17 protein-coding genes, 1 pseudogene and 1 other annotated feature are annotated in these 24,579 nt (G+C 40.4%); of the genes and pseudogenes, 4 read left to right on the top strand and 14 right to left on the bottom strand.

Annotated features, from left to right (window positions below; all coding sequences use genetic code 11):
- Positions 1-201: 201 nt before the first annotated feature.
- The 6 genes from SALPA_RS18320 to SALPA_RS18295 form a co-directional block, all read right to left on the bottom strand.
- Positions 202-825, bottom strand: a complete 624-nt coding sequence (locus SALPA_RS18320; RefSeq protein ID WP_145097260.1) for a DUF47 domain-containing protein — start codon at positions 823-825, stop codon at positions 202-204.
- Positions 826-848: 23 nt separating this feature from the next.
- Positions 849-1,883, bottom strand: a complete 1,035-nt coding sequence (locus SALPA_RS18315; protein ID WP_145097257.1) for an inorganic phosphate transporter — start codon at positions 1,881-1,883, stop codon at positions 849-851.
- Positions 1,884-2,256: 373 nt separating this feature from the next.
- Positions 2,257-3,708 carry a catalase gene (locus tag SALPA_RS18310; RefSeq protein ID WP_145097254.1) on the bottom strand — a complete coding sequence of 484 codons (1,452 nt, stop codon included), beginning with the start codon at positions 3,706-3,708 and terminating at the stop codon, positions 2,257-2,259.
- A 259-nt stretch (positions 3,709-3,967) separates the two neighbouring features.
- The gene (gene ileS / locus SALPA_RS18305) at positions 3,968-7,072 is read right to left on the bottom strand and encodes an isoleucine--tRNA ligase (RefSeq protein WP_145097251.1); all 3,105 of its coding nucleotides are present in this window, start codon (positions 7,070-7,072) and stop codon (positions 3,968-3,970) included.
- Between the two features lie 81 nt (positions 7,073-7,153).
- Positions 7,154-7,367 (bottom strand) — a binding site (T-box leader).
- Positions 7,368-7,692: 325 nt separating this feature from the next.
- Positions 7,693-8,343 carry a bifunctional 2-polyprenyl-6-hydroxyphenol methylase/3-demethylubiquinol 3-O-methyltransferase UbiG gene (locus tag SALPA_RS18300; RefSeq protein ID WP_222428047.1) on the bottom strand — a complete coding sequence of 217 codons (651 nt, stop codon included), beginning with the start codon at positions 8,341-8,343 and terminating at the stop codon, positions 7,693-7,695.
- Positions 8,344-8,514: 171 nt separating this feature from the next.
- Positions 8,515-9,438, bottom strand: a complete 924-nt coding sequence (locus tag SALPA_RS18295) for an aminoglycoside phosphotransferase family protein (RefSeq protein ID WP_145097245.1) — start codon at positions 9,436-9,438, stop codon at positions 8,515-8,517.
- 259 nt (positions 9,439-9,697) lie between these two features.
- Here SALPA_RS18295 and SALPA_RS18290 point away from each other — a divergent pair.
- Positions 9,698-10,177: pseudogene (locus SALPA_RS18290) on the top strand (GerAB/ArcD/ProY family transporter); the annotation flags it as partial.
- Positions 10,178-10,393: 216 nt separating this feature from the next.
- On the opposite strand, the gene SALPA_RS18280 reads toward SALPA_RS18290, so the two are convergent.
- The 5 genes from SALPA_RS18280 to SALPA_RS18260 all read right to left on the bottom strand — a co-directional run bounded on the left by SALPA_RS18280 (position 10,394) and on the right by SALPA_RS18260 (position 15,374).
- Entirely contained in the window at positions 10,394-11,821 is a 1,428-nt protein-coding gene (locus SALPA_RS18280; protein ID WP_222428046.1) for an LTA synthase family protein, read from the bottom strand.
- A gap of 557 nt (positions 11,822-12,378) precedes the next feature.
- A complete protein-coding gene (locus SALPA_RS18275; RefSeq protein ID WP_145097236.1) occupies positions 12,379-12,771 on the bottom strand; it encodes a hypothetical protein in 393 nt (130 codons plus the stop codon).
- Positions 12,772-12,938: 167 nt separating this feature from the next.
- Positions 12,939-13,121 carry a hypothetical protein gene (locus tag SALPA_RS18270; protein WP_222428045.1) on the bottom strand — a complete coding sequence of 61 codons (183 nt, stop codon included), beginning with the start codon at positions 13,119-13,121 and terminating at the stop codon, positions 12,939-12,941.
- A complete protein-coding gene (locus tag SALPA_RS18265) occupies positions 13,118-14,974 on the bottom strand; it encodes a cation-translocating P-type ATPase (RefSeq protein ID WP_145097233.1) in 1,857 nt (618 codons plus the stop codon). The genes SALPA_RS18270 and SALPA_RS18265 overlap by 4 nt, the downstream gene beginning before the upstream one ends.
- A 127-nt stretch (positions 14,975-15,101) precedes the next feature.
- Entirely contained in the window at positions 15,102-15,374 is a 273-nt protein-coding gene (locus SALPA_RS18260; protein ID WP_145097230.1) for a metal-sensing transcriptional repressor, read from the bottom strand.
- Positions 15,375-15,832: 458 nt separating this feature from the next.
- On the opposite strand from SALPA_RS18260, the gene SALPA_RS18255 reads away from it, so the two are divergent.
- Positions 15,833-16,267 (top strand): DoxX family protein, encoded by a 435-nt coding sequence (locus tag SALPA_RS18255; RefSeq protein ID WP_145097227.1) that lies wholly within the window; start codon positions 15,833-15,835, stop codon positions 16,265-16,267.
- A gap of 190 nt (positions 16,268-16,457) precedes the next feature.
- Here the strand turns inward: SALPA_RS18255 and SALPA_RS18250 are convergent, their stop codons facing one another.
- Both SALPA_RS18250 and SALPA_RS18245 read right to left on the bottom strand, forming a co-directional pair.
- A complete protein-coding gene (locus SALPA_RS18250; RefSeq protein WP_255451256.1) occupies positions 16,458-17,924 on the bottom strand; it encodes a sensor domain-containing diguanylate cyclase in 1,467 nt (488 codons plus the stop codon).
- 320 nt (positions 17,925-18,244) lie between these two features.
- Positions 18,245-18,853 (bottom strand): LysE/ArgO family amino acid transporter, encoded by a 609-nt coding sequence (locus SALPA_RS18245; RefSeq protein ID WP_145097221.1) that lies wholly within the window; start codon positions 18,851-18,853, stop codon positions 18,245-18,247.
- A gap of 128 nt (positions 18,854-18,981) precedes the next feature.
- On the opposite strand from SALPA_RS18245, the gene SALPA_RS18240 reads away from it, so the two are divergent.
- On the top strand, positions 18,982-20,445 hold the full coding sequence (locus tag SALPA_RS18240; RefSeq protein ID WP_145097218.1) for a PLP-dependent aminotransferase family protein: 1,464 nt from the start codon (positions 18,982-18,984) through the stop codon (positions 20,443-20,445).
- A gap of 58 nt (positions 20,446-20,503) precedes the next feature.
- On the opposite strand, the gene SALPA_RS18235 is transcribed toward SALPA_RS18240, so the two are convergent.
- Positions 20,504-23,542 carry a S8 family serine peptidase gene (locus SALPA_RS18235; RefSeq protein ID WP_255451433.1) on the bottom strand — a complete coding sequence of 1,013 codons (3,039 nt, stop codon included), beginning with the start codon at positions 23,540-23,542 and terminating at the stop codon, positions 20,504-20,506.
- Between the two features lie 123 nt (positions 23,543-23,665).
- On the opposite strand from SALPA_RS18235, the gene istA reads away from it, so the two are divergent.
- A partial coding sequence (istA, locus tag SALPA_RS18230) for an IS21 family transposase (RefSeq protein WP_222428044.1) occupies positions 23,666-24,579 on the top strand: 914 nt, incomplete at its 3' end.

The following is a 24,579-nucleotide window of genomic DNA, read 5'->3' as shown; positions in this document are numbered from 1 at the left end:
ATATTCTACAGGAATTCGTCCTCATCCAATATAGTTATACTATTACGCTGTTGGGTATGCCGCTGAGAAAAAACACCTAAACCGTCGAAGTTGAACACTTGGACCGTCGAGATTGGACACTCTTCCGCGCTGGCTGAAAAAGCGCAGGGACGTACACTTTGCTTCTGTTGTGGCAGACCCAGGCTTCCAGTATCCACGCCCCTAAATCATCCGTATTACAATTCTGTGTAAAACATCTGTAGTATATCCCAAGTGAACAGCCGCATCTTTGATATGGTGGTAAACTTCCCGATATTTCATGGCATATATTAGATCTGTACTCCTAAATAATTCTACCATACCTGCCTGATATTCCTTTTCTATTGTCAATTGAGCCTTGCGGATATTTACCATTTTAATTTGAGATTCAAGGGGATCTTCTTTCAAGAGTCCCATTGCCTCAGCAAATTGATCTGTCCCTACGTTTAGTTGCTGCACCATGTTCAAAATAGTTGGATCCGTACTCACTGCAAATGCTTCCATTTCTTTTAGCGTAGATTTTGCATATTCAAATATCCTAGCCATTTCTACAGAAAGAGAATATATATCCTGCCTATCAAAAGGAGTCGAAAAAGCCTCAATTAGATTATTTTCCATATTAAATCGAATCTTGTCCGCCTCATCTGCCTGACTAAATAACAGTTGATAATCTTCTTCTGATCTGCTGTTAAGCCAATTGTGTAGTTTTTCCACTCCTTTGGTAGTGGCCATCGCTTGATCGTTTATCATCTTATAAAAATCGCGTTTTACAGGAAACAGCCCTTCCCAAAAGTTATGAATAGCCATGAAATGACCCCCTCCTTTATACCCTACCATATATACCCTAATATGTAATATACCATTGCGGCGACAATGGCAGCTGCTGGTATTGTAATACACCAGGCTATAATAATCTCTTTTCCAATATTCCAATTGACCATACGAAATTCCTCTGCTGAACCAACTCCTGCTATACTGCCGACAACAACATGGGTAGTGGAAACAGGCGCACCTAGTATTGTCGCCAAAATAATGGAACCTCCTGAAGCCAGTTGTGAATTCAAACTATGGATGGGGCGAATTGCGTAAATTCCTCTCCCGATGGTTTTCATAATCGACCAGCCACCAAGCATTGTACCTACAAACATGACCCCACCACCTAATGCGCTAATCCAAACTGGAGCAATCTGACCGAAAGGATAATTGGCAGCAGCTAAAGCTAGGGAAAGTATCCCGACAATTTTTTGAGTATCGTTCGCACCATGACTATAAGCCAATAAGGCAGCAATTAACCATTGTATGTTTTTTATCCATCTATTTATCGTAAAATTTGCGTTTCGCAAAAGGATATTGGATACTGTTTGCAGTAAAAAAGCAACAACAAATCCCATAAGTGGAGACAATATTAATGCAGCAACAATTTTCGTTATTCCAACTAATAGATGATTAGCGCCCCAGAGATCACTCCAGCCCCATAAAATATAATTCGCACCACGTGAAACCAAAACTGCTCCTACGACTCCGCCAACCAAAGCATGAGTTGAACTTGAAGGAAGCCCCAATTTCCAAGTCACAACATTCCATATTACAGCCCCAATCATCCCAGCCAACAAGACATTAAGCAATGCAGCATCTGTCGTCATCGTAACTATTGCAGAAACAGTATTTGCTACAGCACTACCACCTATCACTGCACCAATAAATCCAAATATAGCCGCCAAACAGGTAGCTTGAATTGGATTTGCAGCTCCACAAGAAATGAAAGTTGCGACAACTGAACTAGCATCATGAAGGCCATTGGTTAACGTAAAGATAAGTGCCACAACAATTACTCCAATTAGAATCAGCTCTGTCGACATAGTCATTTTCCACCTCCAGCACTTATTCACCGTGAGTACTTATTTTTGTCAAACTTTTAAATCAATACACATAATTTAAGATGTCTATAACCATCCTGAGTCCCTAGAAGCACCTACTGAGGTATGGTTAATAGGAATTAACTGTACAAAAAAATCTGAATTACACTAATACCCTCACCGCCTATATGCATTGCTAAAGTCGTATTTTGCTTTTTTCTTAATATAGCATCTTTTTATTCTTGGGACAATAAACCTGTCCCTCCCGTCCATTTCTAACATGCACGATAGATAGTCGAATTTAAAATAGACATTAGTCAGCAATGTGACCAATGTCTATTTTAACCATCATCTTATAATTACCTAAACCACGCCACCATATTTATATGATCAAATTTATTCCTTGTGCTATTCTGCTGCCAAATTCACTATCTGTCCGCAAAAAATGCTCAATCATTCTCCTTTGAATAGGCTCATAAGCTTGACTTAGACTTTCTACGATATTAGAAACTAAATGTTTCCTTTCCTGTACAGACATAGTTCGATATCTACACCTGGCTTGACAATAATTGTCGCCTGTTATTTCCTGCCGAGCTACACTACCTGAAACAAAATTCTGAGCGGATTTCCCTCTCTCGGGTGCTTCCATAGGCATCCCACCACCTAATGTATTGGGTAAATAATTGACAACGCCTTGGTTATACAGGGTTTGCATGGCTCCGTCCTGCATCATATTTTCAACCGAACTTCTAGGCATATTTGTTGGAAGCTGTAAATAATTGGCACCTATACGGTATCTTTGGGTATCTCCATAAGGAAAGATACGGCCTTGTAGAATTCTATCATTCGTAAAATCTATTCCCGGTACAATAGCCGCCGGAGAAAAGGCTGACTGCTCGACTTCAACAAAAAAATTCTCAGGATTTTTATTTAGCACCATTTTGCCTACCGGCATTAATGGAAATAAGTTCTCCGGCCAAATTTTAGTGGGGTCCAAGGGATCAAATGGCTGCTCGCATTCAGCTTCAACGTTCATTATTTGTACACGCATTTCAAATTCAACAGTATGCCTTGCAGCAATGGTATCGAACAAATCCCTGCTCGCTATGTCAGGGTCTGTGCCTGCGAGTTGAACTGCTGTCTTGCTGTCTATATATTCAACCCCTGCACAGGGTTCCCAGTGATACTTAACATATACCTCTTCCCCGCACAAATTAACCCACGAATATGTGTTAACTCCATACCCTGGGATTGTTCTATAGCTTTTGACAGTCCCATTATCCGCAAACAGATAGGTAAGAAAATTCATAGACTCCGGCCTTAACGACATGAAATCCCAGAAACGACTGGCTGCTACCGGGCCTCCCCTAACATTAGTAACCGGGTCCGGTTTTAAAGCATGAAAAAGATCCGAAAACTGAATAGGATCTCTAATAGGAAATACAGGAATATGATTGCCAACAAGATCGTAATTACCTTCTTCTGTATAAAATTTAACAGCAAATCCTCTGATATCCCGCACTGTGTCTGCGCTACCAACAGAGCTGCCTGCTACCGAAAACCTAACAAAAACAGGTGTTCTCTTTTCAGGATCTTGCAGGAATTTTGCCTTGGTTAATGAAGCCATTGATTGATAGGGTATAAAAAAACCAAAAGCTCCGGCTCCTTTAGCATGTACTACTCTTTCAGGAATTCTCTCCCTGTCGAAATGTGAAATCTTTTCTAGGAAAACTATATCCTCAAGTAATATTGGACCCCTTTCGCCTACAGTTAACGAATTTTGATCATCGGTAACAGGAGCCCCCTGGTTGCTGGTAAGATAGCGTTTCACCATGATCATTCTCCTCCTAAAATATACATCCTATATGATTTATATTATTTTTAAAATTACTTATGAATATATTGAGACCACCGACGAGATTAACCGATAGGAAGAAGCACCGGGACGTACACCTTGCTTCTGTTGTGCCAGACCCCGATCCCCCTCCAAAAGCATAAAATCAAGTGTTGTTGCGAAGCAAATTTTGCGTCCCCTTGCTTCTTTCAAGCAGATTCGGCCTTAAAATCCAACGATTTCAAGGCCGAATCTGCTTCTATAACATCCGTTCTACTGCCAACTGCAATTTTTCGCCGTTAATATTTACCTCAGTATAGTCACATTTTGCATTAAATACAATATCCACAGCAAGTGTTTCACTCATAATATACTCTTTATATTGCTGTACAATTGTTTCGAGTAAATCGTTACCAGCCATATAAATTGTAATTTTATCAACAACTTCAAATGAACTGTCTTTTCTCATGTTTTGCAACTTACTAATAATTTCTCTCGCGTAGCCTTCGCTTTTTAATTCTTCCGAAATATGGGTGTCCAATACTACACCCACTTCCCCCTCGCTGGCAACAGCAAATCCTTCCAGGCCGTTCATAATTACCAAGAGATTATCACTGTTAAGTTCAATCGATGTTCCATCAACATTAATTGTAATGCTTTGTCCGGAAGATACCTTAAGCGCCAGTTCCATCTGATTGGCTTCGGCAATTGCTTTTTTGATACCTGCCAGCAATTTGCCGTAAGTCTTCCCCAGCACCGGCAAATTGGGTTTGACCGTATAACTTACATAATCGGACATATTGGCATTTAGCACTACTTCTTTGATATTGAGTTCTTCTTTAATAATGTCAATATAGTAGTCCGGCAATTCATTTGTGCTGACAAGCATCTTAGGGAGCGGCTGTCTGTTTTTGATATTGGCGAGGTTTCTCACACTGCGGCCCAGTCCACAAATCCTGTAAGCCAGCTCCATTTCTTTTTCCAGTTTGGCATCAACCAGCGTTTCATCACATTCCGGCCACAGGCATAAATGTACGCTTTCCGGAGCCTGTGGGTTGATACCGAATACTAGATTTTGATAAATTTCCTCAGTGATGAACGGCACAAACGGAGCCGCTACAATCACCAGCTTTTTCAGTACTGTGTGCAAAGTGAAATACGCATCAATTTTGTCCTCAGTCATTTCCATGGACCAATATCTCACTCTATTACGCCGCACATACCAGTTGGAAAGTTCATCAGTGAATTCTTCAATCAGCTGCGCAGCACCGGTAATTTTATAAGCATTTAAATACTCATCGACTTTGTTAATCAGGGTGTTAAGCTTGGAGATAATCCATCTGTCCATAACGTGACTGCTCTGTCTGCCCTGATATTTCGCCGGATCAAACTGGTCGATTTCCGCATATAGCACATAGAAGGAATAAACATTCCACAACGTATTGATAAATTTACGCTGCGCCTCAATTACGGCCTCTTCATAAAAACGTGAAGGCAGCCACGGAGCACTGGCTGTATAGAAGTACCAGCGCAGGGCATCGGCACCTTGATTGTCCAGCACGGTAAATGGACTCAGGACATTACCTTTATGTTTAGACATTTTTAGGCCGTGTTTATCGAGAACATGCCCCAGTACAACACAATTTTCAAATGAACTCTTACCAAAAACTGCAGTGGAAATAGCCAGCAGGGTATAGAACCAGCCGCGCGTTTGGTCAACAGCCTCGGAGATAAACTGTGCCGGGAAGTTTTGTTCAAACAGTTTTTGGTTCTCAAACGGATAGTGATGTTGGGCAAATGGCATTGACCCGGAATCGTACCAACAGTCAATAACTTCGCTGACTCTCTGCATCTTTTTACCGCAATGCGAGCAATTCATCTGCAGTTTGTCAATATACGGCTTATGCAGGTCGATATCATCAGGTACATTCAGACCTTTTTCCTTAAGCTCTGCTATACTGCCGATGCATTCCCTGTGTCCGCATTCGCATTCCCAAATCGGCAAAGGTGTGCCCCAGTATCGCTCACGACTGAGCCCCCAGTCTATTACGTTTTCCAGGAAATTGCCGAAGCGTCCTTTTTTGATGTTATCCGGATACCAGTTAATCTTGTCGTTATTTTCTAAGAGCTTATCCCGCAGCGATGACATCCTGACAAACCAGGATACGCGGGGATAATATAAAAGCGGGGTATCGCAGCGCCAACAGAATGGATAGGAGTGCAGATATTTTTCCGCTTTAAACAGAATACCGTTTTCTTTTAAGAATGCCAATATTTTTTCATCAGCTTTCTTGACAAACATCCCCTGCCAGGGAGTCACTTCTTCCACAAAATTACCTTGCGCATCCACCAGATTTACGAGTGGCAAACCATGTTTTTGTCCAACCCGGTTATCATCTTCCCCATAAGCCGGAGCAATATGCACAATTCCGGTACCATCACTCAGGGTAACAAAATCACCATGTACAACATAATAGGCTTTTTTCTCCGGTTGAGCAAAACAGAACATAGGCTCATATTCCTTACCCAACAGTGCTTCCCCTTTGAACTCGCGTACCAGCTCGTATTCGCCCTCCAGACAATTTAACAGCTCTTTCGCCAGGATTAAATGCTCCTCTTTATTAGTGACCTCAACATAATCATAGGTCCGGTTAACAGCCAATGCCACATTGCTGGGCAGCGTCCACGGGGTAGTCGTCCAAACGAGAATAGCGGTATTTTCCCCTTTGAGTCTAAATTTGACATAGGCCGAATTATCTTTAACATCCTTATATCCCTGGGCCACTTCATGAGAAGACAGAGCGGTACCGCAACGCGGGCAATACGGAACAATTTTGTGTCCTTTATATAATAACTCTTTATTCCAAAGCTGCTTTAACGACCACCAAACCGATTCAATATATTCATTATGGTAGGTAACATACGGATTTTCCATGTCAATCCAAAATGCCACCCGCTCCGACATTTCCTTCCACTGCGTAGCATAGGTAAACACGCTTTCTTTACATTTCTTCACAAAATCTTCAACGCCATATTTTTCAATTTCCGGCTTGCCGGAAATACCCAACTTTTTCTCAACTTCAAGCTCAACCGGCAGGCCATGTGTATCCCAGCCTGCTTTTCTCAAAACTCTATATCCCTTCATGACTTTATACCGTGGAATGAGATCTTTTATAACCCGGGTAACAACGTGACCGATGTGCGGAGTGCCGTTCGCAGTCGGCGGTCCATCATAAAACGTAAAATACTCCTTGCCCTCGTTCATATTAAAACTTTTGGCAATGACCTCTTTCTCTTCCCACAAGGCCAGTATTGATTTTTCCATTTCCACAAAATTATTCTTTGGACTTACCTTCTTATACATGTGCTGCCCCTTCCTTTTCATGAACGCTTCAAAGTCTTGTACACCAGAAAATACTATAAGAACAAAAAAACTTCGTCCATTAGTCAGGACGAAGCATTTCTTCGTTATACCACCTTAATATTCTCAGGTACTGTATACCTTATCCTTTAACGCAGGAATACGGATTAACCTACTAAACATTCAGTCATCAGCTCTCAGGTGATTTTCTTCCGGCAACTCCCTGCAGGTTCTCAGCACTCCCCGCTCTCTGTACAGGCTCTATTCCCGTAATACTCTTCCTGTTCACAGCTTTTAAAGAAACTATATTAAAATGTTTTATTCAAGATTATACTTCTTCAATTTTGAAATGTCAAACCTTCCTACCCATTTATGTGTACCTTCAATTTGCCATCTATAATATTACTTTGATTAACATGGCACCACTGTCATTAAAAAAACTGTTTACAAGTCAAAAAAAAGAAAACTCCTTCAAATCCAACACTTTCAAGGCTTTATCATCACTTCCAGTACATGCCACTAAAATTACTCCATTACATGCCAGAGCCTTTGGGAGGTATCCTGCAGCCCTAAGTAGGATAGAGCATCCTGTTGAAATCCTCCGAATGGAGTTAACGTTATATTTATAGTTCTTTTTTACATGTTATAATTATAAATTTTATTGAAGGTTTATTAGCATTTACCTCATTAATTTCTGATATTTCTACTAAACCATAATTCCCAAATTCTTGTTTTACTGAATCAGAATCATAAAAGAACATTTTTACGCCTTTCATTATCTCGAAATAGTCTTTACCTAGTTGCTTGCCCTGTCCAAACATGGGAGCTTCTTTTGAAACACTTGTAAAGATCATATATCCGTTTGGGTTTAACTGGCTATAGCAATCTTTAATAAATTTCGCTCTCTCAAAATCATTCAATAAGTGAATTAGTGCATAGCAAAATATACCACCATAAAGTTTGTTATCAAAAGGCATATCGGTTACTGAACCATGATAGATTTTGGTATTACTCCCATTTCGTCTTGCCAAATTAATTGCTGTTTCTGAAATTTCTATTCCTGTTACATTAATTCCGTGGTCAATAAAAACCTTTGCATTTCTACCATATCCAAACCCCGGTATCAATATGTCTTTAATTTTCTTTTTAAGGAAAAAGTCCTTTGTCAGAATTGCGGATTCTGAAGGTTCAAATCCCCACATTGTTTGTTTTTCAATAAAACTTGACTCCCAGAATTCGGTCATATCTATTCTCCTTAGAACTACTGTTGGCAAAGCCCATTTTTACAATATTAGTATACCCCCAAAATAGAAAAAGCACCGGGACGTACACTTTGCTTTTGTTGTGCCAGCCCCCGGTCCCCCTCCAGAAGCATAAAATCAAGTGTTGTTGCAAAGCAGATTTTGCGTCCCCTTGCCTCTTCCTTAGTCTTTTCATAACCAGAATTATTGGCAAATACAATTCCTATATGGCAAATACCATTTAGGAACAACCGTTTGAAATTGATCATACCATTTCAATACATAACATGCCTGGTTACGCATGATATCAACCTGCTCTTGTCCATATGGAATAGCCCACGGTACAGATGATAAAAGATTCGATGCAATATAAAGTGCCATTAATCGAAAAAATACTTCCGGTACATCATTCTCAAAATATCCATTAATCCGTCCTGCTGCAAATACACTACTTACATTTGCACACCAAACAATACGGTTAAACTCTTCCCATGGATCACCATAGTCCAGCCTATCAAAATCTATAATACCTATTTCGCCATTATGAGTAATTATCATATTCCCAATATGAAAATCACCATGCTGAAATGTTTGCGGACGATTATCCAGAAGATATCTATTTTTTTCAATATAATCTATAATATTGTCAGCACCATGGATTTCAATACCACAGGCATAATATGTATTGATATTACGATCAATTTTACGATTAAAGTGATCTGTCCATAAAATGTAATTTTCCGGTGCAGGAATTGAATGCAGCTTTCTCAATGCTTCTCCTGCCTTTACTCCAAGTTTATACTGTTCGTCAATATTTAAAGTACAAAGAACATCTTTTAAGTCTTCCCCACTAAGCCAAGATAACAAAAAGTAGACATGCTTTCCTTGATTGCAAATACCAAAATCAATTGGTCTTGATATTAACACATCCATTTTGTCAAGACGTTTCAACGTCTCATAATCTTTTTTTCTAGCTTCATATTTGGAGATATCGGAAATACGCAATTGCAATTGCATTCCTCTATTAGTTACAATATGATATTTTTTATCATCAGACCACCCCTTGTTAATGGGCTCAATTGTTCTCCATTTATCTGAACCTGATATTTCACTAAAAATTGCTTTCACTTTTGGCTCCTCCAAATCAGGCTTCTTTAAGAATTAATAATATTTCTAAAAAATTCCTCATTTAACAAAAAACTCCTGCAAATCAATTAGCAGGAGTTTCCTCATTATCGACTATTATTTAATCACAAACCAGAACCACCCGCGCAACCGTAGCAACATACGATAGCGAGGGAGCAACCGTTTTTGAAGCTTTTCGAAAACTAACCATGGAAACTCCGAGCAAAGTCTATCTCAGTCATGTTAGAAACCCCAGGAAGCAAAAAAAGCCTGGTTAACCGGAACGTTGATTGGATCCTTGATTATTTTTATTTTGGTAACTGTTTGCATTATGGTAATGGGATCTGATTTTACAGCATTACATACATTTTCCAGCTATACGTTGGCAAAACAAATAAAGCTGGGGAATTATATAGAACGGATCGAAGCGGTGTTGGCTATAACCTGGGTAATTACCCTTTTCTTCAAAGTATGTTTTTATTACTTTGCAAGTAGTTTGGCGCTCGCCCAAATTTTTGAGCTGAAAGATTATCACCCCATTGTACTGCCTTTAAGTATGATTTGTATCACCCTTTCATTTGTTATTTATCCCAATATTGTATATGAAAGAAACTGGGATAATACGACTTGGATTTCTTATGTTCTAACCGTTGGATTTTTTCTTCCAATTCTATTGCTGGCAGTGGGCTTTTTTCGAGGCGTTACTGGGTCAAACAAATGTAAAGAGAAAGGTTCCACATGAAAAGCCATTTGTGGTCAGCAAGAGTTATTTAAGTAAGATTGAGGCTCCAACTTCAACAAAAGCTTTCTCTTTAGATGTTTTATTTACTATTGCAGATGGGTTAGATGCTGACGTAATTAAGTTTTTCATGCCAATTGAGGAAAATAAATAACAGCGATATCTCCTGCGTAATCAAGAGATATCGCTGTTATTATCTATCCAGTTTAACCAAACTGTCTAATCAAGCTTATTTCCCTTCATGACACTCCACCAGGATATACCACGGATTGCATTCGTCGTATTCTTTATTTCCTCTAAATCAGGCTTTACGTCATCATCTGCTGCTAACGGCGCTCTTTCATAATGACTATCATTGTACATACCTAAATAGCTACCATACATCCAGGTATCTAGATTCACGCCCAATGCCTTCCCTTTCGTTAAACTTTCTCCCAGTGAATAATAAATAAATCCCTTAGGAGCAATCAACTCAATCAACGTAGGTCCAATATTGATCTGAGCGCCTGATGCATTGGCCGGAAGTATTCCTTTATTCACGCCTTTGCCGTAAATAATCAAAGGGATGGCATATCTTTCAAACAACGTGGGATTTGACAAATATCGCAAATTACCGCCAACATGGTCTCCTGTAATAATAAATAGACTATCGGGATACTTTGCTTTAACCGTTTCAACAAATTCAGTTATCACCTTATCACAATACCAAAAGTGCCCCAACATTTTTACCATTTCTGCATTTTGCTTAATGGCATCAGGAAAATTATGATACGTCGTGGTATTGAAAAAACCGGCCTTGTCCAGATCGACTGTATACGGTGGATGATTGGAAACTGTCAAAATCATATTAAAGGTAGGCTGATCGTCACTCATTTTAGATAGTACATACCTTAGAAATACGCCATCATCAATTCCCCACGTATTTCCATCCGGGGATATAAGGTCTCCGCAAGAGACGAATTTTTCAAACCCCTGTGCTAATGAAAATTTTTCAACATTCTGCCATGAACCGTACCCGCCATACAAAAAATTTGTTCGGTATCCTAATTTTTGCATTTGAGGCGCCAGCGCTGTGGAATATGACTCCGTAAGCGATTTCTCCTGGTAGTTCGGATATACTTTGACCTCTGACAAGCCTGTAACAATTCCGCTTACTGCCCCAATGGTGAAATTTCCGTTCGATAAAAATGACGTTAAATATTCAGCATCGTCTTTGTTCGCGATGGATTTCAAGCCTGAGGCTATATCTAAATTTTCGTAGGTAGGCATAAGCGGCCATTGCGAATAACTTTCCGCCACAATGAGAAAGATGTGCTTGGGCTTAGGCAATTTCGCCCCCTGCGCGCTCTTTCTAAGATAATCATCTAAATGATTGGATTTTGTTACGCTGCCTGAAAGCATTCTGCCAAATTCGGCCACTTTGCCGGGACTAAGGTCCAAGTTTTTGGCGTTCGCCAAAACCTCGTGGGTATCATAAGCTCTATATAATGCTTGAAAATCATCTAATATAGCTTCATTTAACAATAGCTGATTTGTTTTCGCTGCATTTGTCCATCTGACTGAATTCTCAGTTAATGCACCGCCAAAACGAACAAATCGCCAAAAAGTATACGAAAATAGCAGTATAAATATTAGAAATCCTACCATATAATATGGCTTTGAAAATGTAGGAAAGTCGAAAACTTTAGTGTCCAACCATCTTTTGAGGACTTTGTAAAGCAAAAAACAAATAGGTATTATTAAAATTACACCAAGCAGCAAATAATGAAGCGAAGAATAAAATAAAGCCCTGGTGTCATCCCTAAAAGTATTAAAGATAAATTGATTAAAGCCTGAAGTAAACTCACGATAGTAGGGTATTCTCACAAGAAATAATAGCGTAATAATAAAAACATAAATATAGCCAATTGCAGCGCGTATTCTGGGCAGATATGTATCGGACATGATTACCAGACTGGTCATTGTGCAAAAGATAAAGGTAGTAAGCGCTATGACTCCGCTACTTTTTAAACTGAGTCTGGCACCATAATAAAGTGAAACCCATATGCCACTCAGATTGTTCAAGATATTGTCCGTCGAAAACATGATCATAATAAAACTAAGCCTAAATACGGTAAAAATAATCCAGAAAAACAGAAAGAGCTTAAGATCCTGTTGTATGCCTTGATAAAAGTGATTTATCCTCTCCAAGATATTTTCCTCCCTTAATACTCCACGAGCCTTTTCTCGTAAGGCTCCGTTGCCATCGGCTCACATATATCCGATATGTGAGCCTCCTCCGTCTGGTACTCCGCCAACTCCAGGCGGCATCCCCTTTCTTTTGGAAAAATTGTAAACCTTTGATGATATTCTCTATTTTCGACATCTTTCCTGCTATATTGATTATCCTCATCTAGAGAATTAACTGTCTTATCCATCCACATAGCGAGTGTGTGTTTGTGGAGCGCAAAATTCACGCTCCACTGGAAATCTATTTGAGCACACTGTAAATTCAATTCAAAAGAAACGTCCGAAACCACTGAAAAAGTCAACAAATAAACAGCAAAGCCCTCTGTTATGGTAAAATATAATTGTAGATATTTGCCTTGCTTAGGCATGTGCCGCACCAATTAAGTACTATTAAGGAAGAAATAAAGAGATCCTGTCTGAGCTCATTGGCGAAGTTCCCAACTACAAGCTCATACAGGACCACAACGAAGCAAAGCAGATTATGAAGACATATGTAGAAGATCAAGATGCATGCCCTTTGCCGCAGGTTAAAAATCTACCCAAAAACTTTATATAAAATAGAGCTAATCAAGACAATGCCACCAACAATCGAAAATCCCCGATAAATTTTCACCGACTCTGCGTCATGTTTTTCTTTGATCATATTTGAAATCCCTGTTATAAGCATTCCTAAGCCCACAATAGAAAATACAGAAAATATTATCCATTCTTTCATCATTTTTGCCTCCATTTCAATAGAATTGATGAATTTATAATAACTGCTACAGAACCTACATTATGTACCAAAGCGCCTAATACAGGATTAAGGATTCCTGTAATTGCCAAGCCGATAGCAGCAAAATTTAAAATCATAGAGGCCGCTAGGTTTATATTGATCGTCCGCATCACTCTCTTTGAGAGAAGAAGTAAGTGAGGAATTTCCTTAATATCATCACCAACTAGAACAATATCGGCAGCCTCAACGGCAATATCACTGCCCACACCGCCCATAGCAATGCCGACTTGCGCAGCTTTAAGAGCTGGTGCATCATTGATTCCATCGCCTACCATACAAACCGACTCGCCTTGTTCCTGATACTGCTGAATTGTACTTAGTTTATCTTCGGGAAGGCAGTTGGCCTTTACATCCTGAATACCTGCAATATCAGCAATGTGTTTTGCCGCCTGCGTAATGTCGCCTGTTAACAACAATGTATTTGCTCCCGTACTTTGAATAGCCTTGACCATATTAGCGGCATCAGACCTAATAGTGTCGGCTAACGCAACAAAACCGATCACTTGTCCCTCACCGATAACATATATGATGGTACATCCCTCTGACTTAGACAGTTCAACCTCTTTAATAAATTGTGTCGGTAAATTTACTGAGTGATCAACCAGCAACGCCCCGTTTCCCGCAAATATGCGCCTTCCTTTTACATTCGCAGAAACACCTCGCCCGGGTATAAGCAGAAAACTTTCTGGCTCAACAGGCAATTGGCAATACGTTTGTTTGTAATGTGCGACAATGGCCTTTCCAAGCGGATGCGCCGAACGCATCTCTGCACTAGCTATAATCTCACAGAATTCTGCATCACTGATATCGGAACTGCAACTTACTATTTTCACAACAGACGGCTTGCCATATGTCAGCGTTCCTGTTTTATCAAAAGCAATACGTTTGACTTTTGCCAGTCGTTCCAACGCATCGCCCTGACTCACTAAAATACCATATTTAGTCGCATTGCCGATCCCGGCCATAATAGCAGTAGGTGTCGCCAATACCAGAGCACAAGGGCAAAACACAACAAGCACTGTAACAGCACGAATAATCTCACCGGTTACAAACCAGGTGATAGCGGCAGAAACAAGAGCAACGATAACAATCCATGTAGCCCATTGATCAGCTATCCCAACAATTTTTGCCTTACTTGCATCAGCCGATTCCACAAGACGAATCATCCGCTGTAAAGAACTGTCCTCGCCGACCTTTTGCGCCATCATGTCAAAAGTTCCGAACTGATTCACTGTCCCACTCTGTACTTCATCACCCTCGCCTTTATCCACAGGCAGGGATTCGCCTGTCATCACGGACTGATCAATAGAGGTTTGCCCTTTTGTAATAATACCGTCAACAGCAATGGTTTCTCCGGCAAGTACTCTTAAAATATCACCGGTTTTTACTCGTTCAGACGGGATAATCATCTCCTCGCCATCGTGCACGACGCGAGCTGTAGTGGGCGTTAGGCGGACCAATTTTTCGATTCCGGCGCGGGCTTTTGCTACCGTCCTCTCTTCCAAATACGCACCAATCGTCATAATAAACGCCACTTCACCGGCAGCAAAAATTTCACCAATGATAACCGATGCCACCAAAGCGATTGAGACAAGAACATCGGCCTTGATATCAAACTCTTTGATAAGTGCAATCGTGGCGTCTTTGACAATGGGAACACCACACAATATGATCACCACCCATGCTGCGTCAATAGGTAATCTTCCAATATTAAAAAAACTGATAATAAGAGAAACAAAAGAAATTCCCAGGAAGAGCAAAGTACGCTTATCATCATCTTTCAGATAAGATATCACAATACCACTCCTTTATACCCATAGGGGTATATGTATTATGAAATTCATTATACCCCCCTAGGTATATGCTGTCAATAAAAAAAGCAACCATTTACGGTTGCCTTTAATCAATACAGCCATATTTATGTTACAAGCGCGAAAAATGCTCCACAGCTTTTGCAAAGTTAGAAATCGTCGTTTCAGCATCGCCATGTTCTATGCCTTCACGAACGCAGTGATGAAGATGTCCTTCTAAAACAACCTGCCCAACCTTATGAAGTGCTTTTTTCGCTGCATTAATTTGAATAAGCAGGTCTTCACAAGGAATATCCTCATCCACATTTTTGTCAATGGCTCTTAATTGTCCTATAATTTTATTAATTCGTCTATGTAAATTATCGGCATCCATACATTGGCGCATTTCATTACCTCCTTGATACCCTATAGGGTATGTTAACAGAATATCATGTTTGTATTTTTACGTCAATGTTGCTACTATCCTCACCACGAGATGTTATTTCACTAGCTTCTGGGACAGTACACCTATCCCCCTGTCCCTTTCTACCACTTTTTAGAAATAGCTTGTGCGCCAGTCACGCTTTCAGTTATGCCTGTAACACAAGGACACTGGCAATTGATACATTCAACGGCTAAGCAATAACCCAGAGATAATTACTATATATCCCTTTGCTTCTGACGTAAAGAGTCTAATGTCTGTAATAAAAGATGTTCAACCCTGATTGTATCTTTATTTTACTTGCTACCTATTATTCTATTTTTTATTATTAGAATATTGTTTTTTATTGACTTTAATTATCAATTGGTATATATTTATCTCAAAGGATAGTTTTACCATATTTATCAAAGGGGTTGAAGTATATGAAAAGTTTGTATGTTGTTTTTAATCAGCTGATAAAACCTTATCAGGATATCGGACTATTGCTTTTTCGTCTGGGAATTGGCGGCATGTTTATGTGGCATGGATTTCCCAAGATTTTTGGCGGGATAGAGAAATGGACTGCACTGGGAAAAACAATGGGGACTTTCGGAATAGATTTTGCACCAGCATTTTGGGGATTTATGAGTGGTTTTACTGAATTTTTTGGCGGGTTACTCATTGTATTAGGCTTGTTTTATCGCCTGGCTGCCCTCTTACTTGTTGTCAATTTAGGTGTCGCCTTTACCAGTCAGATGGTTGACGGAAAAGGTTTAATGAAGGCATCTCAATCCTTGGAGGATGGATTTAGTTTTCTGGCAGCACTTTTTGTCGGACCGGGAAAATACAGCCTTGATGAATATCTGCAAAGAAAATAACTCGTCGATAAAAAGTAAGCGTCCAAAATGTCCCCTGATATCAGGGGACGGGGTTGTTGACATCAATCTATTGTGTTGATTTCATTAACCCCGTCTTTGACATCCTCTAAAAAAATGACAGGTATCAACACTTTCGTCCCGAGTGCATTGAAAAAAAGAGTTAAGTAGGTATCTGCTCGCTCCCTTACTTTCACAGTTTTGTATAAGAAGTAACTTTATTTTTACTATTTTTACTAATATAAAGAGCCTTATCAGCAAATTCGATTAATTTATCTATAGAGTTAGTATCCTGGGGATAATTAGCCACACCTATACTTACAGTACAATCATCCAAAGACTTTTCACTTTCTAATCGAATTGCTTCTGCAATAGATAATAATGTTTCGTCTGAAATATCTCGAAGCACAACCGCAAATTCATCTCCACCAAATCGAAAAACAGATTGCGCTCCTGCAACCGACCTCATTATTTCGGTAATTTTTTTCAGAATATGATCGCCAGTTAAATGCCCCGAAGTATCGTTTAAGCTTTTGAAATTATCGATATCTAATAGAAAAACTCCTAACTTATCTAGAGTACCATTACTTATTTCTTGCTTCAAAATACGCATGTAATTGTCAAAAGCTCTGCGATTATAAGCGCTCGTTAGAGAGTCAATTTCAGCGCATTCCTCAAGGTCATTATGAACTTCCTCCAATTTCTCAATCATATTATTATAAACATGAACTATTTCCTGAAACTCTTTTTCATAATTACCGGAGTCAATCTTTTTATAGTTACCATCTTTCAAAGTATTAAATGCCAAAATTAACTGAGCAAGTGGTTTAGTATAACGCCTTACTGTATATGTACCAACTAGAATAATTACAAGAATACTGATAATTGACAATAACAAAATTTCGAAAATCATAATATTCCTATTTTTTATTACATCAGCAGTAGGCGTATTAATCGTAACAATCCAGTCTAATTCTGAAACTCTAGAATAACCAACAAAATGTTCTTTTTCTGAAAAATCTGTCATAATTTTCGATCCTGTTTGACCATGTAATTGATCAAAAATTATCGCTTTCTGACCAATTCGTTCTTTATTAGGATGGTAAACAATATCACCTTGCCGATCTAGAATAGAAATATAACCGTTTCTTCCAAATAGTTTATTGTCGAACATGGATGCTAATGAATTACCATGCAGCTTAACGGCTCCAACAAGCACGCCATCAATTTTATTATCTTTGATGATTGGGACTGCAATGGTCACAACTTTAAAGCCCCTAGCACTCGTAAAAACATCGCTAATATAAGTTTTTCCCTGAATCGCTTGCCGAAAATACTCTCTTTGCGATAAATTTGAAACCACAAGCTCAAATTGATTGCCAGAAACAAGTAAAATATCTCCCTGTTGATTAAGAATTGTTAATACATCTACTTCAGGCAAAATCATATTAATTTTATCAAAAGTATCCTGATTCTCTCTAATTTTTTCATTTACTGCAATTACTTTTAGTGACATTTCAATTTTTTTGAAATTTTCCAGCAATTGTATACTAACATTATTTGCTGCTTGCTCATTAGTCTCTAATAATAAGGCATCAGTATCAGAAAGAAAAATTTTATCAAAGACCATAAATTGAATTAAACTATTTACAACAACCAAAATACTAAACAGCAATGTAACTTTATGTATTAACCGCATTTAATCAGTCCACTCCTGCATTCTTTATTTAGTATAATGCAAAATAACATTTTATTATAGCAAACTATTACAAGTACATCAATGTTCAATAAAATATGGATCAGAATCATTGTTTCTAATCCATTTCAGCCTATTTCGGTGATAAATAATAAGGAACTCCGCCAAACCCAATTGGATTTGTACGGAGTTCCTTTGTCTGTTTATTTAAACTTAGTTTCGGAATAAGAAGCAAAAAAAAACGTCCCTTTGCTGCAACTGTGTCTGACTAAAACTACCCGTCGCTATATTGCACTATATACCATATAACAAGCTGATCCCCAAATAAAAACTGCTGAGAGCTTATTTATCCACCTAATTCCATTTGTGAATTGCGCCCTTCCGCTTACAAACCGCGCTGTAGCAGCTAAAGAAAAAAACCATAGCCACGATACAAGAATACAGGCTATCGTAAATAATAATTTTTCCATTCCTTCATAGTTAGCCGAGCTAGTGCCAATTACACCAATGGTATCTAGTATAGCATGAGGGTTAAATAATGAGACCGTAGCCGCAAAGACTATCTGCTGCTTAATTGAAAAGCTCTTTGTAGCCTCCACATCGTTATGTGCTATTATATTATTCCAGGTAAGCCAACCCATATATAGTAAAAATATTACCCCCATCCCCACTAAGACTTCTTTAAGCACCTCAAACTTTACTAAAAACAAAGAAACTCCATTTACAGCCAGCAGGATCAAAAGAGTGTCACAAACTGAGGCTGCAATAACGGCAGGTAAAGCTCTCAGGAAGCTTGGCTGAGTTGCCCCTTGATTAAAAATAAATAAATTTTGCACCCCCAAAGGTAATATCAATCCTATGGCTAGAAATACTCCATGTAATAACGATTGCATCCTATTATCTCCCTATAATGTTTTTTTACATTATAGAAAGATTTTCTTCAAATGTCTCCAGCCAATTGGATTGATGTCATCCCAACCAATTTGTTATAATAGAAAAAAATGCTTTGGAGAATTACCTAATGTTACCAATAGATTGGACACCCAATAATAAAGACCGTATGCCTTTATACGTACAAATTATTGAATATATAAAGAATAAAATTCGTATTGGAGACTGGCCCGTAAATTACAAACTGCCTCCACAACGCGAACTTGCACGCATTTTTCAAGTAAACAGGAGTACAGTCGCAACTGCGATCGATGAATTAATTGCTGATGGGCTGCTGGAAAGTAAAATTGGGAGCGGTATATGGGTAGCAAATAATACTTGGTCGATATTAACTTCCCCACAACAAGTGAATTGGAATTCCTATGTTGAATCAGGCATCTACCTACCTAATTTCCCTACCATTCAGGAAATTAATCGATCAGAATTCAATCCAAAAAATGTTAGACTAGGTACAGGTGAACTTTCCCCCGAACTGATTCCTTCCGTTATGATAAAATCTATTTTAAGTAAATTACCTGACAAAATACAATCGTTCGGCTATGAGGAGTCAAGAGGTTTACTCTATTTACGTCAGCAGCTAAGTCATTATCTAAAAGACTTTGGTATTGATGCATCCCCAGCATCCATTCTGATCGTATCCGGTGCTTTGCAAGCTCTCCAACTTATATGTTTTGGGCTGCTACCTAAAGATGCTACTATTTTACTTGAAAAGCCTTCTTACCTTCTGTCGCTCAAATTATTTCAATCCATGAGTATGCAATTCTCTGGTATACCCATGGATGACGAGGGAATTCAGGTTACTTCCATCGACTATCAAAAGAAACACCAGAATACATCCTTGTTATACACCATCCCTTGCTTTCACAATCCTACCGGAACCCTAATGACCGAACAGCGTCGCAAAGATTTGCTCGCTCTGTGTCAAAAAGAACTATTGCCAATTATTGAGGATGATGTTTATCGTGAACTCTGGATCGATGCACCACCGCCTGCTCCGCTAAAGGCTCTCGATAAAGACGGGCGCGTAATATATATAGGCAGCTTATCCAAATCACTGAGCCCTGGGATGAGAATCGGCTGGATTGTTGGTCCCGAGCCGGTTATTGAACGATTAGCAGACATGAAAATGCAAAATGATTACGGTTCCAGCTCTCTGTCACAATGGGCTGCTGCGGAATGGCTTGCTAGTGGATTACACCAAAATCATCTTCAAGAAGTAAGAAAACAATTGAAAATTCGCCGTGACATTGCTATCGAAGCTTTGGAGATGAACTTTTCGGATATTGCCACCTGGAATATTCCAAAAGGGGGCTTTTATATTTGGCTTAAACTGATTCATCCAGTTTCTCTCCAGAAATTATTTAAGGCTGCATTGGATACAGGCCTCTTAATTAATCCCGGGAACATATATGACGCCCTCTCGAACAACCATCTTCGCCTATCGTATTCTTTTGCTGCACTACCTGACATTAAAAATGGACTTTACCGGCTTTCAAACATCATCAGAAAACTCTCAGACAGAAACTCCTGGTAAATCCAATATAGGATCTACCAGGAGTTTCAAAACATTCTCCGCCGTTTTTGTCGCTCAACTACCAATCATGCTTGAGCATAAGTGACGCATTCCAATAATGGCTGTTGCTGCCTTTTTCTCCGCCTACCCGGCCGCTGATGCTCCAGGTAGGATTCACCATTCCCTCAGCGTTTAGTTCCCAGACCAAATAGTCCCGATCCTGCCGGCCACCGTCAATTGTGAACTTATCATCCAAATTGCCACCGTAGGCGACCGTCATTTGCGGATCATAACCACCCAAAACCTTTTTATAACCCACATTAAATCCATAATGGCCTTGTTTCAGGGAGTGCTCCCATTCCAGTCCTATTTCGCCGGTACTGTAAGTATTGTGTGCATGATCAGCCACCTGATTGTAAATGCCGGCTCCCTGTTCGCGGAAACTGTCTTGCGTATACCGGGTAATATCCACACCCACGTAGGGACTAAGTGTAACGGAAGTTTTTCGCCCTTCATACAAATTGTACTTTTCTTTCAAGCCCAGGCTGATAGTATGGCTGCCATAATGGCTGTCCGCCGTTAAACCTAATTCTCGTAAATAGCGTGTGGACGCATTGGTTTGACGGCCGCAGGCAAGATAGACTTGACTATCGAAAGCGCCCTGGCTATAGCCGCCATAAAAACCCAGCCGGTAATCATTAGCATCGCTGTGAGCACTTGCCGAGGCATTATCGCTGTTTTCATAACCAAAAATCCAACCTGCCCGCCAGTTAGGCGTGCTTTGCCAATCCCGGCCTACAACAATGCCCAGCCCCTTGGATTTCATTTCGGGTTCACCGGCATAAGCATCTCTCGAACCTCCGCTACGAGTGAACTTCATCCACCAGCCATTGTCTGTATCCAAATGCAGCGGAATCACACCCTTAGCCGCCAAATCGTTTCCTGACAGATTACTGGCAGATACGCTGCTTTCCTCCTGATAGTTATGGTTAAGATGACTGAAGCGAGCCGTTAAAGCATTGCTTACCAGACCGCTGTGTTGAATCAGCAATGACTGATTGACTTGAGCGCCGCCGTAAATTTCATTTAAAGCCAGCGCAGCAGACGAAGTATTCAAATTATACAGTGTGTCCATTTGACGTTGGGCATCCCCGGCCAGCGCATCATACATTGCGTTCATGTGCAAATACGCTGTCTGCTGCCGCAAGTTGGGAGAAGCAATATTATTTTGACGGTTCACTTCTAAAAAAGCGCTGGTGCCATTTTGCGAACCGTGAGCACTCAGTAAACCGGAAACAGCAGCTGTGCCGGAAGCGAAATTACCGGTGATATTGGACGCAGTCAACACAGTATAACTGGTATCCGGCCGGTAAGTATTGCCCGCTGCAGTAGTCAAACTAGTGCCGTTAATATCTGCCTCTCCGGCTACGGCAATTTTGCCGGCGACATTATTTTGTACTACGACAACAAGCTCGCCGCTGCTAATTAAATTGCCGCCGACACTAAGAGTACCCGGCGTTCCATAACTGCCGGCCTGCAGGCCGGCACGATTGGACAAATTGCCGGCGATAGAACCGGAACCGGCAAGTGTGCCGTCAAGAATGCTATAGGCATCTTCGGCCACTGAACCGTCAATCTGCAATACGCCGCCGGCAGCAATACTGCTGCCGCTATAAGTATTTTGGCCGGTAAGCGCCAAAATGCCATTACCTTTCTTGTACAGTCCAACAGGCAAATCAAGCAGTCCATTGGCAATAGCCTTGGCATTATAGGTATCAATATATTCCCGGCCACCTGAAAGACCCAAACCCAAATCAGTTCCCAAATAATAATTGTAAATTGCCTGTAAATCGGCATAATTACTGGTGGAAGACAGCAAGCCGGCCCTTTTTTCAGCAATGTCGTTGCTCCACACACTATTATAGCCTTGCGTATCAATAGAATATAGCGCCTGAGCCTTCCCAAATTCATTGGCCGGACTATAATTGCTAAAATCCATTCGCCGGGCATTGAGCAATCCCGGCCCTTTTACCGCTTTCCCCACATCCAGCAGACCCTGGCCAAAAACAAGTTCCTGCGGGGTATTCTGGTAAGCAACCCCAGCTTGATTAGCAAACTCATCAGCGGTTGCATAGCCATACTGTTGCAAAATAAAGCTGTTATTATTGTAATAATTCCGTAAATCAGCTTTGACTTCATCTATAGACGATATATTGCCAAAATAGTAGATATTAATCTTTTGTTCATCGCCATCTTCTTGCACAGTCAAAGTATACTTGGGCAAAGTAAATGTATTGTTAGCTGTCGATAGCACTGTATCCACAATCTGGCTGCCTGTCATATAGGGAAAAGCTTCCTGAACCAGCCCGGCTGATGCCGAAACATAAGGTGTAGCCATCGATGTGCCGGACTTGGATACATAGCCGCCTGTAACTGAATTAGCTGAATTAATAAACAACCCCGGGGCTGAAATACTATTTTCCTCCACATATTTGGACAGATCGCTAAACAACGCGACAGCATTAGTATCTGTCATCGTGCCCTTAAAAGCATCACTGTTCAGAGCTATTACATTAATAAAATTGCCAGCCGCTTCCGGGTATAGGTAAGGAAAGAGCGCGTCTACATCCGGTGATGCATGGCCGGCATTGCCGGCAGCAAACACTAATACTTTGTCATAATCCAAAATGCTTTTCCGCAGGACTGAATACTCATCATTATCGCTATTCATCAAATACCGGATATCCTCTTTTCCTAACGACGTGGTATCAATGTAAACATCTCGCCCCCAGCTGTTGTTGATAATTTTCACACTATTATCTTGATTAAATCCGCTATATACATCACCAATATTATTATCAACAAATACATTGCCGGAAAGCAGATTCGCGTCAAACGCCACGCCATGCATCCCGGTATTGTCTTTGGCAGCAGCCATAATACCGGCTACATGAGTTGCATGATTATTTTTTGCCCAATCATAATCACTTGGTAGCACACCAATATACCCGGATCCCGTTTTGCTGCTAAATTCCGGATGATAAAATTGCACATACTGGTCACAAACTCCCAGCTTAAGGCCCTTGCCGGTATAGCCTAATGCATATGTGAATGATATTCTAGAAGTGAGCCAAAGTGGCTCAAAATGACAATGTCAAAATGAGCCACCCCGACCCCATTAAAATCCTGTATGCTAGAGTTGCTGAGACAAAAGCGACAGGAGGTTTTAGAGGTGATCGAGGTGGATCAATACCAGTTTATCAGACATGCCTACGCAGTTGAAGGGCTTTCGCAAAGAGAAATTGCCAGAAGGCTTGGTATTTCTAGAAATACTGTAAAAAAGTACGTTGAAGGAGAGGTCATGCCATTGACCGTCAAAACCCCTCAGCGTGGTTTTCCAGTAATCGGGCCGGTCAAAGATATCATTAATGGCTATCTTGAAGAAGACCGGCAAAATAATCTGCCCAAGCAGCGACACACCGCCAAACGAATTTATGATCGTTTATGCAAAGAACATGGTTTTACCGGTGGATACTCCACCATTCGTCAATTCGTCCNTCAGCTAAAGCAGACAACAAAGGTACATATCCCCCTTGAATTTGATCCAGGCGAAGCAGCCCAGGTAGATTGGGGAACGGCTATCGCGTATATAAAAGGCCAACGTACCGTAGTCCAACTCTTTTGCATGCGCCTCTGTCATAGTGCGGCCATTTTTGTAGCAGCCTTCCCAACTCAACGTTATGAGTCTTTTCTCATGGGCCATCGNAAGGCATTCGAATTTTTCGGCGGCGTGCCCCGACGTCTAATCTATGACAACGTAAAGACTGCAGTAAAGGAAGGCTGGGGCAGACACGTTACCCAGGAGCAATTGCCCTTTCAATATCTCAAAGCTCATTATGCCTTTGCCAGCACGTTCTGCAATCCAGGACAGGGTAATGAAAAAGGTCTGGTGGAGAATCTGGTAGGATTCTCCCGGCGTAATGTCCTCGTTCCAATTCCCCACGTAGATTCATGGGAAGAACTGCAAAGTTGTTTGGATCAATACAGCAAGGATTACTTGACTCACAAAATCCAAAGCCGTCCAGCACTGGTTGGTACTATGCTAGCAGAAGAACAGGCCTGTCTCACGTCTCTGCCGCACAGTAGCTTCGAATG

This window comes from Sporomusa sp. KB1, assembly GCF_007830295.1.
Taxonomy (GTDB): Bacteria; Bacillota; Negativicutes; order Sporomusales; family Sporomusaceae; genus Sporomusa.
Note: the sequence above shows the minus strand (reverse complement) of the source record. Positions and strands in the feature narration are given on the sequence as shown.

Excerpts from the sequence above, each read along its gene's own strand:
- SALPA_RS18275 (WP_145097236.1), bottom strand. The coding sequence starts at position 12,771 with ATGCCTAAGCAAGGCAAATATCTACAATTATATTTTACCATAACAGAG.
- SALPA_RS18260 (WP_145097230.1), bottom strand. The coding sequence starts at position 15,374 with ATGCGCCAATGTATGGATGCCGATAATTTACATAGACGAATTAATAAA.
- ileS (WP_145097251.1), bottom strand. The coding sequence starts at position 7,072 with ATGTATAAGAAGGTAAGTCCAAAGAATAATTTTGTGGAAATGGAAAAA.
- SALPA_RS18270 (WP_222428045.1), bottom strand. The coding sequence starts at position 13,121 with ATGATGAAAGAATGGATAATATTTTCTGTATTTTCTATTGTGGGCTTA.
- SALPA_RS18315 (WP_145097257.1), bottom strand. The coding sequence starts at position 1,883 with ATGACTATGTCGACAGAGCTGATTCTAATTGGAGTAATTGTTGTGGCA.
- SALPA_RS18245 (WP_145097221.1), bottom strand. The coding sequence starts at position 18,853 with ATGCAATCGTTATTACATGGAGTATTTCTAGCCATAGGATTGATATTA.
- SALPA_RS18280 (WP_222428046.1), bottom strand. The coding sequence starts at position 11,821 with ATGGTAGGATTTCTAATATTTATACTGCTATTTTCGTATACTTTTTGG.
- SALPA_RS18310 (WP_145097254.1), bottom strand. The coding sequence starts at position 3,708 with ATGGTGAAACGCTATCTTACCAGCAACCAGGGGGCTCCTGTTACCGAT.
- SALPA_RS18240 (WP_145097218.1), top strand. The coding sequence starts at position 18,982 with ATGTTACCAATAGATTGGACACCCAATAATAAAGACCGTATGCCTTTA.
- SALPA_RS18255 (WP_145097227.1), top strand. The coding sequence starts at position 15,833 with ATGAAAAGTTTGTATGTTGTTTTTAATCAGCTGATAAAACCTTATCAG.
- SALPA_RS18320 (WP_145097260.1), bottom strand. The coding sequence starts at position 825 with ATGGCTATTCATAACTTTTGGGAAGGGCTGTTTCCTGTAAAACGCGAT.